The 15,792-nt window shown below is 51.4% G+C and carries 15 protein-coding genes; 8 read left to right on the forward strand and 7 right to left on the reverse strand.

Going from position 1 to position 15,792, the window contains the following annotated elements; translation table 11 throughout:
- Positions 1–28 precede the first annotated feature (28 nt).
- From nqrF to sthA, 3 genes are all read left to right on the forward strand, one after another.
- A complete protein-coding gene (gene nqrF, locus K7H08_RS16000; RefSeq protein ID WP_038483644.1) occupies positions 29–1,261 on the forward strand; it encodes an NADH:ubiquinone reductase (Na(+)-transporting) subunit F in 1,233 nt (410 codons plus the stop codon).
- A 203-nt stretch (positions 1,262–1,464) separates the two neighbouring features.
- A complete protein-coding gene (gene nqrM / locus K7H08_RS16005) occupies positions 1,465–1,719 on the forward strand; it encodes a (Na+)-NQR maturation NqrM (protein WP_009723507.1) in 255 nt (84 codons plus the stop codon).
- Positions 1,720–1,819: 100 nt separating this feature from the next.
- Positions 1,820–3,211, forward strand: a complete 1,392-nt coding sequence (gene sthA, locus K7H08_RS16010) for a Si-specific NAD(P)(+) transhydrogenase (protein ID WP_231658513.1) — start codon at positions 1,820–1,822, stop codon at positions 3,209–3,211.
- Positions 3,212–3,251: 40 nt separating this feature from the next.
- Here the strand turns inward: sthA and K7H08_RS16015 are convergent, their stop codons facing one another.
- The 5 genes from K7H08_RS16015 to leuS all read right to left on the reverse strand — a co-directional run bounded on the left by K7H08_RS16015 (position 3,252) and on the right by leuS (position 8,891).
- Positions 3,252–4,193 carry a PA2778 family cysteine peptidase gene (locus K7H08_RS16015; RefSeq protein WP_415963970.1) on the reverse strand — a complete coding sequence of 314 codons (942 nt, stop codon included), beginning with the start codon at positions 4,191–4,193 and terminating at the stop codon, positions 3,252–3,254.
- Between the two features lie 10 nt (positions 4,194–4,203).
- Positions 4,204–4,632 carry a PA2779 family protein gene (locus tag K7H08_RS16020; RefSeq protein WP_120387060.1) on the reverse strand — a complete coding sequence of 143 codons (429 nt, stop codon included), beginning with the start codon at positions 4,630–4,632 and terminating at the stop codon, positions 4,204–4,206.
- A 100-nt stretch (positions 4,633–4,732) separates the two neighbouring features.
- Complete coding sequence (holA, locus tag K7H08_RS16025) at positions 4,733–5,800, reverse strand: DNA polymerase III subunit delta (RefSeq protein WP_089038120.1); 1,068 nt, start codon at positions 5,798–5,800, stop codon at positions 4,733–4,735.
- Positions 5,797–6,309: an LPS-assembly lipoprotein LptE gene (locus tag K7H08_RS16030; RefSeq protein ID WP_038483653.1), complete on the reverse strand. Its 513-nt coding sequence runs from the start codon at positions 6,307–6,309 to the stop codon at positions 5,797–5,799. The genes holA and K7H08_RS16030 overlap by 4 nt, the downstream gene beginning before the upstream one ends.
- Complete coding sequence (leuS, locus tag K7H08_RS16035) at positions 6,306–8,891, reverse strand: leucine--tRNA ligase (protein WP_095604168.1); 2,586 nt, start codon at positions 8,889–8,891, stop codon at positions 6,306–6,308. The genes K7H08_RS16030 and leuS overlap by 4 nt, the downstream gene beginning before the upstream one ends.
- 163 nt (positions 8,892–9,054) lie before the next feature.
- Here leuS and K7H08_RS16040 point away from each other — a divergent pair, with 163 nt between their 5' ends.
- On the forward strand, positions 9,055–9,573 hold the full coding sequence (locus tag K7H08_RS16040; protein WP_009723500.1) for a zinc ribbon-containing protein: 519 nt from the start codon (positions 9,055–9,057) through the stop codon (positions 9,571–9,573).
- Positions 9,574–9,593: 20 nt separating this feature from the next.
- Here the strand turns inward: K7H08_RS16040 and K7H08_RS16045 are convergent, their stop codons facing one another.
- The gene (locus K7H08_RS16045; protein ID WP_231658514.1) at positions 9,594–10,907 is read right to left on the reverse strand and encodes a hypothetical protein; all 1,314 of its coding nucleotides are present in this window, start codon (positions 10,905–10,907) and stop codon (positions 9,594–9,596) included.
- A gap of 619 nt (positions 10,908–11,526) precedes the next feature.
- On the opposite strand from K7H08_RS16045, the gene K7H08_RS16050 reads away from it, so the two are divergent.
- The 3 genes from K7H08_RS16050 (at position 11,527) to K7H08_RS16060 (ending at position 13,405) form a co-directional block, all read left to right on the forward strand.
- Positions 11,527–11,928 carry a GFA family protein gene (locus tag K7H08_RS16050; protein ID WP_231658515.1) on the forward strand — a complete coding sequence of 134 codons (402 nt, stop codon included), beginning with the start codon at positions 11,527–11,529 and terminating at the stop codon, positions 11,926–11,928.
- Between the two features lie 90 nt (positions 11,929–12,018).
- Positions 12,019–12,639 (forward strand): LysE family translocator, encoded by a 621-nt coding sequence (locus K7H08_RS16055; RefSeq protein WP_231658516.1) that lies wholly within the window; start codon positions 12,019–12,021, stop codon positions 12,637–12,639.
- A gap of 142 nt (positions 12,640–12,781) precedes the next feature.
- Positions 12,782–13,405, forward strand: coding sequence for a peptidase E (locus tag K7H08_RS16060; RefSeq protein ID WP_231658517.1), 624 nt, complete (start codon positions 12,782–12,784; stop codon positions 13,403–13,405).
- Between the two features lie 241 nt (positions 13,406–13,646).
- Here the strand turns inward: K7H08_RS16060 and K7H08_RS16065 are convergent, their stop codons facing one another.
- A complete protein-coding gene (locus K7H08_RS16065; RefSeq protein ID WP_231658518.1) occupies positions 13,647–14,555 on the reverse strand; it encodes a LysR family transcriptional regulator in 909 nt (302 codons plus the stop codon).
- Positions 14,556–14,659: 104 nt separating this feature from the next.
- On the opposite strand from K7H08_RS16065, the gene K7H08_RS16070 reads away from it, so the two are divergent.
- Positions 14,660–15,778 carry an FAD-dependent monooxygenase gene (locus K7H08_RS16070; RefSeq protein WP_231658519.1) on the forward strand — a complete coding sequence of 373 codons (1,119 nt, stop codon included), beginning with the start codon at positions 14,660–14,662 and terminating at the stop codon, positions 15,776–15,778.
- The last annotated feature ends 14 nt before the right edge of the window (positions 15,779–15,792 follow it).

Here is a 15,792-nt window from a genome sequence, read left to right on the forward strand (position 1 = left end):
AGAAAACCTTCAGCAATAGGAAACCGACATGGTTGATACATCTGTCATCTTGCTCGGTGTTGTCATGTTCACGATCATCGTTATTAGCTTAACGGCGATCATTCTGGCAGCGCGCAGCAAGCTAGTGAGTAGCGGGGACGTGACGATTGAAGTCAACGGCGACCCCGAGCACACCCTGCAGACTCAGGCTGGTGGTAAGCTTCTTAACACCCTAGCTGCAAACGGAATCTTTCTTTCCTCTGCCTGTGGTGGCGGCGGTTCTTGCGCTCAGTGTAAGTGCCGAGTAGAAGAGGGCGGCGGCTCTATTTTGCCGACGGAAGAGTCTCACTTCACTATGCGTGAAAAGAAAGAAGGCTGGCGTCTGTCTTGTCAGGTTCCTGTGAAGCAGGACATGAAAGTAGAAGTGCCTGAAGAAGTCTTCGGCGTTAAGAAGTGGGAGTGTGAAGTTACCGCGAATCCTAACGTCGCGACCTTCATTAAAGAGTTGAACCTGAAGCTGCCCGAAGGTGAGGAAGTTGCCTTCCGCGCCGGTGGTTATGTGCAACTGGTAGCGCCGCCTTACGATATTAAGTTCTCCGATTTTGACATCGAAGAAGAGTATCGTGGCGATTGGGAAAAATTTGATATGTTCAAAATTTCCCATAAGAATAACGAGGAAGTTATTCGCGCTTACTCCATGGCTAACTACCCGGATGAAAAGGGCCTCCTCAAGTTCAACATTCGTATCGCGACGCCGCCTCCGGGTACAAGCCACCCGCCGGGCCTTATGTCGACCTATGTCTTCAGTTTGAAGCCTGGCGACAAGGTTACCGTTATGGGGCCGTTTGGTGAGTTCTTTGCCAAAGACACAGATGCGGAAATGATCTTTGTCGGTGGTGGTGCGGGTATGGCGCCAATGCGTAGCCATATTTTCGATCAGCTCAAACGCTTGAAGTCAGATCGTAAAATTACTTTCTGGTACGGTGCGCGCTCCTGGCGTGAAACCTTCTACAACGAAGAGTATGATCAGCTAGCCGAAGAGTTCCCGAACTTTGAGTGGCACCTGGCGCTTTCTGACCCGCAGCCAGAAGATAATTGGGAAGGGCCGACAGGCTTTATCCACAATGTATTGTACGAAAACTATCTGAAGGACCACCCAGCTCCTGAAGATTGTGAGTACTACATGTGTGGGCCGCCCATGATGAACGCGTCTGTTATCAAGCTATTGCTCGATATGGGCGTGGAGCCGGAAAACATCCTGCTGGATGACTTCGGCGGTTAACAACGTGATTGTGTAAGTTGCCTTCGGGCATGAGCGGGGCTGGCCTTTTGGTCAGCCCCGTTTGTATGTGAATGTTTGAAAAACGATGAGTTGCCTGATCATTTTGAAGTGGCTGAGGTACAATAGGCATTAAAATTCTACGGCACTTAACGACATGACCGTTGTCGGCAGGTGAGCAGTTAATGCAATGCTGGGAGGTGAACATGACAATCTGGCTACTGGTATTTGGTTTTATGGCGCTGGTAATGACGGCAATGGCCGTTGGCGTATTAATGGGCCGCAAGCCTATTGCCGGTTCCTGTGGTGGATTAAATCAGTTAGGCCTAAAAGAAGGCTGTGACATCTGCGGCGGCAAAGATGAGGTTTGTGAAGAAGAAAACCGCAAGCGTGGAAGTGTACGTCGGCGTAGCGATGAAAGCCGTGGAGCTGACCTAGGTTATGACGCAACGCGTCGTTAATCTAGCAATTGGCTGCTCAGACGCTCGCTCACCGCGAGCGTTTATGTAAATGCCATTGTTGAGAGCGCTTTTAAGTCAGGAATAAGGAGATCCAAGTCGTATGGCCGTTCACAATTACGATGTTGTGGTGATAGGTACTGGTCCCGCTGGGGAAAGCGCTGCTATTAACGCCGCAAAGCATGGCAAGCGAGTGGCGATTATTGAAAAGCAGGCCCAGGTGGGGGGTAACTGCACCCACTGGGGCACAATCCCTTCAAAAGCGCTGCGCCATCAGGTCAAACAGATCATGGCGTTCAATACCAACCGCATGTTCCGCGATATCGGTGAACCCCGCTGGTTTTCTTTTCCTAAAGTGATGGAGCGCTCGCGTGGCACCATCGATAAACAGGTCGAAATGCGCACAACGTTTTACGCGCGCAACCGCATTGATCTGTTTCATGGTGTGGCGCGTTTTAAAGATGAGCATACCGTGGTAGTGCGAGACCGGCAGGAAGGCGTGGAAGAGCTGGTAGCCAAGAAAATTGTTATTTCTACCGGCTCTCGGCCTTATCGTCCGGCGGATATTAACTTTCGTCATCCACGTATTTACTGCTCTGATACGATTCTCAGCCTTTCCCATACCCCGCGGACACTGGTGATCTTTGGGGCAGGTGTGATCGGTTGCGAGTACGCCTCTATCTTTTCGGGTCTTGGTGTTAAGGTTGATTTGATCAACAACCGCGATAGTCTGCTGTCATTTTTGGATGATGAGATCAGTGATGCGCTTTCCTACCATCTGCGTAAACACGGTGTGCTGATCCGCCATAACGAAGACTATAAAAGTGTCGAAGGTGATGAAGCCGGCGTAACCGTAAATCTGAAGTCAGGCAAGAAAATCCGCGCCGATGCATTTCTTTGGGCGAATGGTCGTACCGGTAATACCGATAGCCTTGGACTTGAGAACATTGGTTTAGAGGCAAACGGCCGAGGCCAGCTTAGCGTTGATGAGCACTACCGCACCGCGATTGCGCATATTTACGCTGCAGGTGATGTGATTGGTTGGCCGAGTCTCGCCAGTGCTGCCTACGACCAGGGATTAAACTCCTGTAACGAGTTACTGGAAAAAGAGTATCGCTTCGTTAGCGATGTACCCACCGGGATCTACACTATTCCCGAAATCAGCTCTTTCGGCCCCAACGAGCGTGAACTGACCGAAGCCAAAGTGCCCTACGAAGTGGGTAAGGCCTTCTTTAAAGATACTGCTCGTGCGCAAATCACCGGCGATACGGTGGGAATGCTGAAGATTTTGTTCCACCAAGATACGTTGGAGATTTTAGGTATCCATTGCTTTGGTGACCAGGCGTCGGAAATTTTGCACATCGGCCAGGCCATTATGCAGCAGGAAGGGGATGCGAATACCGTGAAGTACTTCATCAATACGACCTTCAATTACCCCACCATGGCCGAAGCGTACCGGGTGGCGGCGCAAAATGGCTTAAACCGAGTGTTTTAAAATGTTTTAAGCATGGGGGCTATGCCCCCATACTCACGCCTCACAAACCATCCAGCAGTTGCTGCGCGCGTGGTTGCCAGTCACCGTCTAAGGTGGCAGCCTGAGTGAGTGCTTCGCGCGCACCCTCCCTATTTTCCTTCTGAAGCCTGAGTATGGCTACATTGAGCCATGCAGCGCCCATGGCAGGGTCAAGCTGTGTGGCTGATTCGAAGGCTTCCAGCGCTGCTTGAGGTTGTTGATCGGCGTATAGCGCATTGCCGAGTGCAAATTGACCTAGCGGATTGGCTGGGAAGCGTTCTACAAAAGCTTGCCAGCTGGAAAGTGTTGCAACAGGCCCATGCTGCTCCTCGTATGCGCTAATGGCTTCCAGTGCATTGCGGGCGGTAACGCCTTCGGGCAGGCTGCCTGGTTCGCTAACCACAAATCCCCAGCGCTCACTGCGTGCCCAGGTAGCATCAAAGCGGCTAAACGACATCGTATGCCGTTCGATTTCGCCACTACGTAAAATCAGCGTTTCATTAGGTAAATCAAAACCAATGGCCATCGCGTAGTGCCACATCGGGAAAGCTGGCAAAGCGAGGTTTTGCATCACCACCACGGGGTCACCTGCTTCCAGGTGGCCAAGCAATGCATCCATGGTGCCACGAACGGGGATCGCTAACTGCTTATAACGGCGCACAGTGGCTAGCATTTCAGGTTGGACGCTACCCTCTCGCCCAGGCAGAAATACCTGTGGGATTAACTGCTCAAGCCCTGCATCTACCCCCTGGTGATTGAGCACCATTGCCAGCGTTGCTGGGCCACACTGATACGCCGTCTGGGCGTAAAACGGTACTTCGGTAAGCTCAGTTTGCGGTGCTAGGCTAGCTTTAGTGCTTTCTAGTAGCACCGGGCTGCGGGCGCAGCCGCTAAGCAGAGTGGGCAGCAGTAGGGCAAGCAGTAAAACGCCCGCAAAGCGGGCGTTTAAAAGGTGTTTCATCATGGCAGTCAAATTAGCGAGTGAACGGATAAACATCGGTGAGACCGAGAATGTCAGTCACCAGCAGGATAACGAATACCGCAAATAGGGCGCCAATCACGCCGGCGCCGGCGGGCAGCTGTTCGAGTTGTTCGGCCATTTGCTGCGCTTCTGCATCGCTTAGTGCGGCAACGCGGGCTTCAACGTCATCTAGATCAACACCTTGCTTGAGCAGCTCTTCTTGCACATCTGCACGGGCGAGAATTTCATTAATACGCTCGCGGTCAGCACCTGCGCGGTCGCCTGCTAAAACAGATTGGGTAGAGACCAAGTTTGTAGAGACTATGTCTGTAGAGGCTGCGTCCATACTCTGCGGGGCTGTGGGCGCAGCGGCAACAGGTAGACTGGTAATGACTAACGCAGCGATCAGTAAGCTTGAGAGGTAAGCGCGCACTTTTTTCATTGTCTTCATCCTTAGACGTATCGGGGAGCAAGCTAATTTGTAACCTGAATCAATAGTATAGAAATAAACCGTACTGGATTTAAGGCGAAAACGAAAAGTGCTAATTATTTGCACTAATGCGGTAGGTCCAAGGGGATTCAGCTAAAAGCCCCTTACCACCCGCCATGGTCATGGCTAGGTCATGAAGCCCTGGCCATAAGGGCACCGCAGAAGCCCCTTTCACAGCAAGATCTAACCGTTGGGCCATCAGCAGGAGTTTGTGTAAACGTTTCATTGATAGGCGACTGATCGCTTTTTGGTAAGCGGGGCGGCGTTTATCAAAAATCATTGGTTTCTGAGTTTTACACGCGTGCTCAAAGCTTTGTCCCTGATCCAAATGCTGGTGTAGCGAAAGCAGGGTGCGTAGCTCGCGACTGAGTGCCCAAAGCACGATGGGAGCTTCAACCCCTTCACTGCGCAGCCCATTAACGATACGCGAGGTCCGGCTTGGCTCTCCTTTTAAACAGGCATCCGCAAGGTTAAACACATCAAAGCGAGTGCTGTCTTCCACGCCTTGGGCAATGCTTTCAACATTAAGGCGAGTGTTAGGTGGATGAATCAGCGCGAGTTTTTGCAGCTCTTGATCAGCGGCCAACAGATTGCCTTCGGTGCGCTCACCCAATAAGCGAGCCGCTTCTAGGTCAATTTGCAAACCATGCAGCGATGCGCGATCCCTCAGCCAGTAGCCTAAGCGCGAAGCATCAACGGGCCATACAGGTACAAATAAACCGTGTTTATCGAGTGCTTTAAACCAAGCGCTTTTTTGTTGCTTGGCGTCTAACTTGCCCATGCTGATCAGCAACAAGTCGTCACTGCCATCCATCAATTCAGCATACTGTGCCAGTGCTTTACTGCCATCTTGGCCGAGTTTGTGCGTCCCCAGCCGCAGTTCCAGAAGCTTATTAGAGGCGAATAAAGAGAGGTTGCTGGCGGTTTCCAGTAGCCGGCCCCAGGCAAAATTAGGTTCTACATCTAGCACTTCCCGCTCTTCGACACCCGCTTGCCGCGCGGCTGAGCGCACGGCATCGCAGGCATCACGATGTTGCAGTGGCTCATCACCGGCAACAATCACCACCTTAGGCAATTTTTTTGCTAAGGCCGCGGGAAGCTGATCCGAAAATACCTTCACTGAATGGCCTCAAGGTTCGCCAGTCTTTCGATAATGCGCTCAGCCAGTTGTCGCGTTAGCGTTTGTTCAGCTTCTTGAAAGAGGGTTTCGCGATTGAGCAGATCATCATCGCTGACCCGAATGCGTGTATTGGTCGTTACCGTTGCATTATTAAGCACATAAGCATTGTCCTCTCGCTGCTGTACGGAGAGAGACGTGCTTAGCGTTAGCTCATGTTCTTGGCTGGCACGCCCTTCGCTGCCAATACGGCGTTGGCGAAGCGTCGGTGAGCCCAGCGTGACCCGCCAGGGGGCGCCATCAGAAACCTCGCTGCTTTGCTGCAGTAACCGGATGCGTAGCTGTTGGGCCAAGGCACTTTTGTCGTCGCCCTCTAGTGACAGGGCCGGCAAGCGCGGCATTGAATCTAAACCGCGCAAGCGAAACCCGCAGCCGCTGAGCAGCACCGCCGCTGAGGCGGCGATGCTGGTAGCGAGGAAACGACGGCGTGTAACGTGTTGGGATGGTTTCATCCACTCACCACAATGTTAACCAGCTTGCCGGGTACAACGATGACTTTACGAACCGTTTTACCTTCCAGATGGCGCTGGACGTTTTCGTTCTCCATCGCCAGTTGCTCGATGGCGGCTTTATCTGCGCTGGCCGGGGCTTCTAGGCGCGCGCGCAGCTTTCCGTTCACTTGCACGACTAGTTCGATACTGTCGCGGGTGAGTGCGGCTTCATCCACCTTCGGCCACTGAGCTTCAATGGCGGGCTGGTCATAGCCTAATTGTTGCCACAGCGTGTGGCATAGGTGCGGTGTAATGGGTGCCAGCAGCAGCACACATGCCTCAAGCGCTTCGCGACTGACCGCTAGGCCGAGCTCGGACGTGTCGTCGAACTTGGCCACTGCGTTAGAGAGTTCCATTACCGCGGCAATGGCGGTATTAAAGGTGGTGCGGCGGCCAATGTCATCGCTGGCTTTCTTGATAGTCTCGTGGGTCTTACGACGCAGCGCTTTTTGGTCGTCGTTTAACGCATCAAGGGTCAGTTCGCCCGGTGTACCAGCAGCAAGGTGCTCGGTCACCTGACGCCAAATCCGTTTCAAGAAGCGGTGCGCACCTTCAACGCCTGAATCCGACCACTCCAGTGACTGCTCGGGCGGTGCGGCAAACATCATAAACAGACGGACAGTATCGGCACCAAACTTGTCGATCATCGACTGAGGATCAACACCGTTGTTTTTCGATTTAGACATCTTCTCGATGCCGCCCATTTCCACCGGCAGGCCGTCGCTGATTAGAACAGCGCTTAACGGACGACCTTTCTCATCGCGTTTGACTTCTACATCAGCGGGATTGAACCACTCCTTACCACCATTATCTTTAAAGCGGTAGAAGGTTTCCGCGATGACCATGCCCTGGGTGAGCAGTTGCTGGAACGGCTCATCGGAATCCAACATGCCGAAATCGCGCAGCAGTTTATGGAAGAAACGGGCGTAGAGCAGATGCAGAATCGCGTGTTCGATACCGCCGATATACAGGTCAACGGGCAGCCAGTAATTGGCGCGCTCGTCCAACATTGCTTCGTGGTTATCCGCGCAGCAGAAGCGGGCGAAGTACCAGGACGATTCCATAAAGGTATCGAAGGTATCGGTTTCGCGCACCCAGCCATCGCCCAGTTCAGAAAACTCGGGCATCTTCTTCAGCGGTGAACCAGAAGCATCCACGGTGACTTCCATGGGCAGTGCTACCGGCAGCTCATCATCAGAGAGCGGCACGGTTTGGCCTTCCGGGCCGTATTTCACAGGGATTGGCGCACCCCAATAACGCTGGCGTGCAATACCCCAGTCACGCAGACGGTAATTGGTTTTTACTTCACCGCGGCCAAGCTCAGTAAGCTTCGCGGCAATCGCATCAAACGCCGCCTGGAATTCCAGGCCATCAAATTCGCCTGAGTTAATCAGCGTGCCGTGCTCAACATAAGCACCTTCGGAAATATCCGGCTGGTTGCCGTTGGCATCGGCCACCACAGGCTTGAGTTCTACGCCGTACTTGGTCGCAAATTCCCAGTCGCGCTGATCGTGGGCAGGTACCGCCATAACCGCACCGGTGCCAAACTCCATTAATACGAAGTTGGCCACAAACACCGGCACTTCATCGCCGGTGAGCGGGTGAATCGCTTTGTGCCCGGTGAGCATGCCCAGCTTTTCTTTGGTAGCCATTTCGGCTTCCGACGTGCCACCTTTGGCGCACTCGTCACAAAATGCCGCCAGTTCGCTGTTTTGTGCGGCAGCCTGCTTGGCCAGGGGGTGACCAGCGGCGACGGCCACGTAGGTGACACCCAGCAGCGTATCCGGGCGGGTGGTATACACCGCCAACGGCTCGCAGGCGCTGCCGTCTTCCGCCTGAATATCAAAGGTCATCTCAACGCCGCGGGATTTACCAATCCAGTTGCGTTGCATGGTTTTGACCTGTTCGGGCCACTCGACATTATCAAGATCTGCCAACAGCTCGTCGGCGTAGTCGGTAATTTTCAAGAACCACAGCGGGATTTCTTTACGCTCTACCGGTGCACCAGAACGCCAGCCGCAGCCGTCAATCACTTGCTCGTTAGCCAGTACCGTTTGGTCAACCGGGTCCCAGTTCACCGTGGACATTTTCTTATAGACCAAGCCTTTTTCGACCAGCTTGGTAAAGAACCACTGCTCCCAGCGGTAATAGCTGGTATCGCAGGTAGCGAATTCGCGGCTCCAGTCGTAGGCAAAGCCAAGTGCCTTCAACTGGTTACGCATGTAATCAATGTTTTGATAGGTCCACTTCGCGGGCGGTACCTGGTTTTGAATCGCGGCATTTTCCGCAGGCATACCGAACGCATCCCAGCCCATGGGCTGCATGACATTTTTACCCTGCATGCGCTGGAAACGGGACACAACGTCGCCGATAGTGTAGTTACGCACGTGGCCCATATGCAGCTTGCCGCTGGGGTAGGGGAACATGGATAGGCAGTAGAACTTTTCGCGGTTAGCGTCTTCTACTGCTTTGAAGCACTGGTGTTTATCCCAGTACTGCTGAGCGTCACGTTCAATCTCACGGGGGCTGTAATGTGCGTCCATCGGTGTTTTCAATGCCTTGGGGTAATTCGCCCAAAAAGGGCGCAAAGTGAATAATGGATGACGGCTGTCAGATAAGTAACGTCGATTGTATCCTATGCAGGTGTATCCTTGAACGGTTAGCCGATGATAGGCCGCACCTTGGGTCGACAAAAGGAGAGGTACCATGGAACAACATAACGATCACCGTTTGCGCGAAGGCTACGAGCGCCTGCTAGAACGCATGCAGGACGGGGCCAACGATCTTACCTGGGATAATCTACAAAAGGATTTGGACGACGCCGTTGCTTTTGAAGCGGAGCTGGAAGAGTACACCAAAGACGAGCTAGCACTGCTGCGTGCCTGGGTAGAGCGTGACCTGAAAGATATGCGCTACTACATGGCAGATACCGGTAAGCAGGTTGCTAGCTGGTTGGGCATTGATATCGACAGCCTTTCACGGCGTGTGGCGGAATCGCTGCTTTCAATCGCCGACCGCAGCGTGGTGGAGCGCGAACGCTTCGAAGATGACCTGGAAGCCGCCCGCGCCGACTACTGCGAAGGTGAAGTTGCTGCGCCGGGCCTGATGGCGTGCGTACACTGCGATGCCCAGGTGATGCTAGAAAGCGTCTCGCGCCTGGAACCATGCCACCAGTGTGGCCACCGCTATTTCTACCGCTTTCCCAGTAAAATCGTCGAAACCTAAGAGGCTAGCGCACTCATCACTTAATTGACCCAGATGCTCAGGCCTGCGATCGCGCCCAGCGAGAGCAGGCTCATCATGGCGGCATACAGTAAATTGTTTTTCATCATGCGGTAGCCGCTGATTCCGTAGCGCCCCTGCAGCGAAAGGTTTATGCCAGATAACGGCCCAACGCTGGTACCCACCGCCCAAGCGCTCAGCGCAACAAAGGCAAACAGCGTTTGCTCACCGCTGGCTAAATTCAAAATAGATGCCAGCACGGAAACGCCAATGATCGGGTGTAATCCCGCCAGCGCACTCAGTGTAATCGCCGCAAAGCTTACCATGGCCTGCCACATGCCAAAGGTAGCAAATAGCGTCCATTCGTCACCTGCTGCGGCCGCTACCAGGGTAGAAAGCCCCAGCGTTAATAAGCCCGCCGCTAAAAACAGCGAAATTTCCCCGCGCATGGCGGGTAGTCGTGTGGTGGTGTGTTGGCGAATGCGCCGCAGGGTAAAGCGTGTGCCTTCCCGTAAGTTGCTCAGTACCGCTACCACTGGCAGTAAAAAGGTAATAATACTGACAATGGTGAGCGACGGCGTCAGCCAAAAATGAAACAGCATCACCAGTGCTGCCATGCTCGCCGGCATCAACAAGCTACGTGGCGAAAGTGAAAAGCCGTCGACCTCGGTTAAATCAAACCGACGCCTCAACTCTAAGGTGGTTAATAGCCCCGATAGCACCGCCAACGGAAACCCTATCAGCGCAATCTGGCCGTACTGAACTTCAGGCGCCAAGGCAATCACCACCGCCATAGAGGCAAAGAAGGGTGACCACAATGCCGCACTTGAAAGCCCACGATTTAAGGCCAACAGCTGGGGCATGGTTAACGGAGAGCGCCTAGCTAAGCGGTCGCCCACCATAAAAATCGTCGAAAGATTCAGAATAGTGCCAAGAAAGTGCACTCCCAGCCACGTGCGCAGCACGCCATCTGCACCGGTCACCCGTTTGCCCGGTGGGCGCTTATTACCCTGGGTGCCAATCAACGAAATAAAGCTAACGCCCACCAGCATCGTGGCCACAAACACATTGCCTTGAAGCATGGCAGGCCAATTTACATTGGCACCATAAATCACCCGTGCCACCACTAGCATCAGCACTCCAAGGGTAATCAATACCCCCGCCTGAATGCGCGAACGGCGCGGAATGTCCCGCCACAGCAGCGCCACCGCTGCCCACAGCACATAGCTCACTGCCTGCGCCGTCGGCACCACGCCGATAAAGCCAATAATTTGAGCAAACAGCCCAAGCAGAATCAAAACACCCGCCACCCGCTGCCGCATCGTTGTCTCTTGCATCTCAATCCCTTGCTGGTTGAGTTAGCAGGCTAATCGGCTTTTCAACAATTGGCTAGCGGAAGAGAAGCTAAGAGGGCGTTTACCGAAAGAAAAGTCGAATTTTCGTAGCGCGATGATAATGCCGCCACCACTAGCCGTGCCGTTATAACCAATCAAAGCAACTTGTAGCGCGCGGTAACGAATTTCGCGAGGAACGAGCGAATGAGGCACCCGCGAAAAGGATCAATTTTGTTCCTCCACGATTTAGCTGTGTCGAGTAATTCGTTTGGCAAAGGTATTGGCTCAAAAATGATGGCGCATTTAGGAACGTTGCCATTGTCTCAGGCCGGCGTCACCCCATTGCAGACGATCTTCGCTCTGACCTGAAAATACTTCGAAAATACCGGAATAAATGGGTTCATGTGAATGACCCATGGGATGATCAATGCCTTATCGACACACCGGAAGAGGCCGAAACAGATTACAGGTTCTACTGTTGTACTCAATTAAAGCACGTAAAATCGCAAAACAAGGCGTTTAGGAGTGATTTCAAATGCTTGTCGGGTTCGCTTCGCTCAAGTATGGCAAGCGCTGGTGACACATTAATACGGCGTTATGTGAGGCCGTGAAAGGAGTTCTTATGACTGATTATTTTGGTTCTTGCCTGTGTGGCACCGTGAGATTTGAGGTAAAAGGCGAGTTTGACAGCTTTTATCTGTGTCATTGTCAGCACTGTCAAAAAGATACAGGCTCGGCTCATGCGGCAAATCTATTCTCAAATTCAGCTAAATTGATCTGGCAGTCAGGTGCCGATGCAGTGACTTCCTTTGAGCTTCCAGGCTCTCGTCATAATAAGAGTTTTTGTAAGTTGTGTGGTTCAGCATTACCCAATACTCAGATCGCGGGTTTGCTCGTCGTTCCTGCTGGGTGTTTGGACACTGAAATCACTATGTTGCCAACTGCACACATCTTTTTATCTAGCAAAGCTGCTTGGGATGGGGAGTTAGGGGAGGTGCCAAAGTTCGAGGGGCTGCCAGATTGAGCTATCATCACATAACCAGCGGCTGTTGGCAGATGCACCTACGTTGCGCTCTGGCAACTCGCAAAGCCAAGCGTTAAACCTGGAATTGCCATGAGTTTAGTTGAAATATTAGCTCTGTTTATAGTGATGGCAGCTTTAGCGCTAGTTCCCAGCACTAGTGTCGCTTTGGTCGTTGCTCGCGCTTCTTCTGCCGGGTTCTCGAACGGCTGTGCCGTTGCGGCGGGAATTGTAGCCGGTGATCTTATCTTGGTATTGCTAGCTGTTTTAGGAATGACTGCGCTGGCAGACGTTGTGGGTAGCTTTTTCTTGATACTGAGATATTTGGCAGGCGCGTATTTGATCTGGTTTGGTATATGCCTCATGAGAACGAAAGCTCCATTGCAAGTGGAGCTTTCCGGCCGGCCAGCAGCGAAATTATCAGTAAGCTTTTTCTCTGGTCTACTTCTCACCCTCGGTGATGTAAAGGCTATATTTTTCTACGCGAGTTTATTCCCTACTTTTGTTGATTTGGCCACTATCAGGGCATTGGATATCGCAGCAATTGCGATGATAACCATAGTCGCCGTTGGTGGTGTCAAATTAGGCTATGCATATTTCGCGGGGGGCGTTTCGTCATTTGGCACTAACCATAGAGCAGAACGAGCAGTTAAAGTGACGGCTGGTGGTTTAATGGTTGGAGCCGGATCGTATCTGATAGCAAAGGCTTATTGAGCTTCTCTTAGGATGATCGTTAATCAATGACCTTTCCCCCAAAACTAACCAACATGGAAGGTGGCAGATAGGGCTCGAAAATGGATTTTCTACAGCCTGTTGAGCCACTATAATGACAGCATTTAGACAGTAAGGAAGTCGAATGAAAAAAATGTTTTTAGCTTCATCTTTCGTAGATGTTGCAGACCTATTTGTGAAATTTACCAGCGCAAAATGTGTAGGAAAAACGGTTACATTCATCCCTACTGCAAGCCTAGTCGAAGAGGTCGATTTTTATGTGGCCGCAGGCAGAGATGCACTCGAGAAGTGTGGGCTAATTGTTGATGAGCTTGAGATTTCAACTGCTCCAAGTGAAGAGATAAACAGCAAGCTTCAAGAAAATGACTATATCTATGTCACTGGTGGAAATACTTTCTTTTTACTTCAAGAGTTGAAAAGAACTGGTGCAGATAAAATCATAAAGGAACAAATAAGTTCAGGGAAAATGTATATCGGAGAGTCTGCCGGCTCTATTGTTATGTCGCGTAACATCGAGTATGTGAAAGATATGGACGATTTCACGGCGGCACCTAATGTAGGCTCTTTTTCATCATTAGGCATGGTTGGCTTTTATCCAGTGCCACACCATACCAACGCTCCTTTCAAGCAAGTCGTTGAAGGCATAATCACTAGCTATGATGAAAAAATAGACCTTTGCCCAATTAGTAATACACAAGCCATTATCGTCAATGGTGATGAGTTTGAAGTCTGGACGGCCGAAACTTAACCAGACACAGCAGTTCGCGGACTGTGGTTACGAGTTACTCATTCCCCGCGCTGCTAAAAGAGGTTGCGGAGTAGTATCAGTGCTGGCAAAGCCATCAGTTCGCCGCCGGACGCTTGTTCCACGCGCCGTTTATGATGGCAGCCCAGTCGCTGGCTTTTGGGTGTGGCTATAGCGTCACTACCATACATATGTCTTCAGGCTGACGTTGAGTAGCAGGTGGAAGCTGATATGGGTGAGGTCATCACGAGACTTTATTTCCATCTGAATCAAGATCCATAATTGCTAATCTCAGGTGTTCCAAAAATACTCTCACTTTTTCCAGCGGGTATTTTTTTCCCGAGTAAAACGCATATAACACGAGATCCTCTGGCTGGCAGTTAAGATCAATCTTGATAAGCGATCCATTTTCTATATCTGCTTGGCATGCATGAGTGGGTAAAATAGCAAAGCCAAGTCCTTTCAGTGCGGCAGCTCTAGCCATGTAGCCACTATTGACCTTATAGCTGGATTGCACCTGAATGGTTTGATTATGCTTGAATCGCCAGGGCATGCCTTGCAGGACAGACAGGCTGGTAATGCAGGGCGCCTTACTCAGTTCATCCAGTGAGCCAGGCAATCGGTGTTGTTTAAGCAGTTGCGGCGCGGCAACTACGCAACTCGGCCAGCGTTGGATTTCTTTAGCGACCCAGCCAGAATCCTCCAATGGCCCTCTACCGAAGCGTAACACCAGGTCGAATCCTTCTAGCAAACCTTCTGAAGGGTTTAATTGGGTGTCACAACTTAGTTGTATTTGAGGATGCTGGAGGCAAAAGTTTGCGGTGATTTCGGCCAGAAAGGGGAGGTCAGGCATGATGATCTTAAGGTGGCCGGATAGGGCGTCACCGTGTAGTGAGGCTTCTTCAAGTGCGTCATTCATCGCCCGTGTGAGCGGCGTGATGGCCTGATAAAGTTGCTTGCCTGCGGCGGTTGGAATCATCTTACGGGTGGTGCGTTCCAATAGTCGCAAACTAAGTTGTTGTTCCAATAACGCGACATGGCGACTGACATTGGATGTTGGTAATTGACGTTGCTCCGCTGCACGCTTAAAGCTCAGTTGTTCATATACCGCCTGAAAGCTCAGTAGCCATTGAAGTTCGATTTTCTCAATCATAGATTCTCTCAGAAAATGGGATTAATAACGCAATAATAGCGTGTTTATCCCTGTGAGTGGCTTTGTGACAATCTCTACCGAATTTAATTATTTAGGTAGGGTTGATGAAAAACACTAATCGTATTGCCATTGTTGGTGCAGGGGTTGCTGGAATTGCGCTGGCGATACTCGCCACACAACAAGGCTATCAAGTGAGCGTATATGAGCGTAACAGTAAGGTCTCGTCCATTGGTGCTGGCGTGACTTTATGGCCAAATGCAATTTTTGTTCTGCAGCAGATGGGGGTGGAAAAAGAGCTAAAACGTCTGGGGGGGACTCCCCGTTTAATGCGTCAGTTTGATCAATTTGGCGTTTGGCAGGGTGAGCTTGATCTTGAGGAAGTGAATCTGCTGAGTGGTTTCCCCAGTATAACAATATTGCGCCGTGATCTTATGAGCATGCTGGCCGAGAGGTTGGATGATTTGGGGGTGAAAATACACCTTGGCTGCCCAATGACGACGCAGGATATTGGCCGATTAAAGCAAGAGTTTGACGTGGTAGTAGGAGCCGATGGGCGAATGAATTCGGTGGTGCGTCACACGCTATATGCCGAGAAGGTGAGCCCCCGTTACCAAGGGTTCATTAACATCATTGGTATCAGTCAGTTGAATGAGGGGGTTTTAGATAACGCCATCCATGATTTTCGTGGCTTGGGTGAGCGGTTTGGAATTGTCCCTGTGAATAATGGGCTATGTTTCTGGGCTGGCGCATGGAATGCCGATATTGATAAACAACGGCCCTTATCTACTTGGTATGATGAGCTGCATCAGCGTTTTCGGTGCTGGCCTGACCCGGTACGTAACGTGCTGAAATTCTATGATGCAGCATCGCTCAATCGCATTTTTGTTCATGATCTTGATCCCCTGCCTTATTGGCATCAAGACAATGTTGTCATTATTGGAGATGCGGCCCATGCGTCTTTACCAACATCTGGGCAGGGAGCATGTCAGGCGCTGGAAGATGCGTGGCATTTTGTCAGGCTTTTGGGAGAGCAAGGTGAGTTGGAAAGTGTTCTGACAAGTTTTTATCAACAGCGAATAGTTAAGACGTCCTCAGCTCAAGCCGTTGGAAGACAGGTAGCCGAGAGAGTTTTTGGAACACAATTTGAGTCTCAGTCAGCGACTTTAGGCATTTCTGCTGAGCAATTAAGCCTGTTATGGATGCAGGGATTAGAAACGCAGTAGGCGTAATTAAAGGA

The sequence above is a fragment of the Halomonas sp. IOP_6 genome, from assembly GCF_021151565.1.
Taxonomy (GTDB): Bacteria; Pseudomonadota; Gammaproteobacteria; order Pseudomonadales; family Halomonadaceae; genus Vreelandella; species Vreelandella alkaliphila.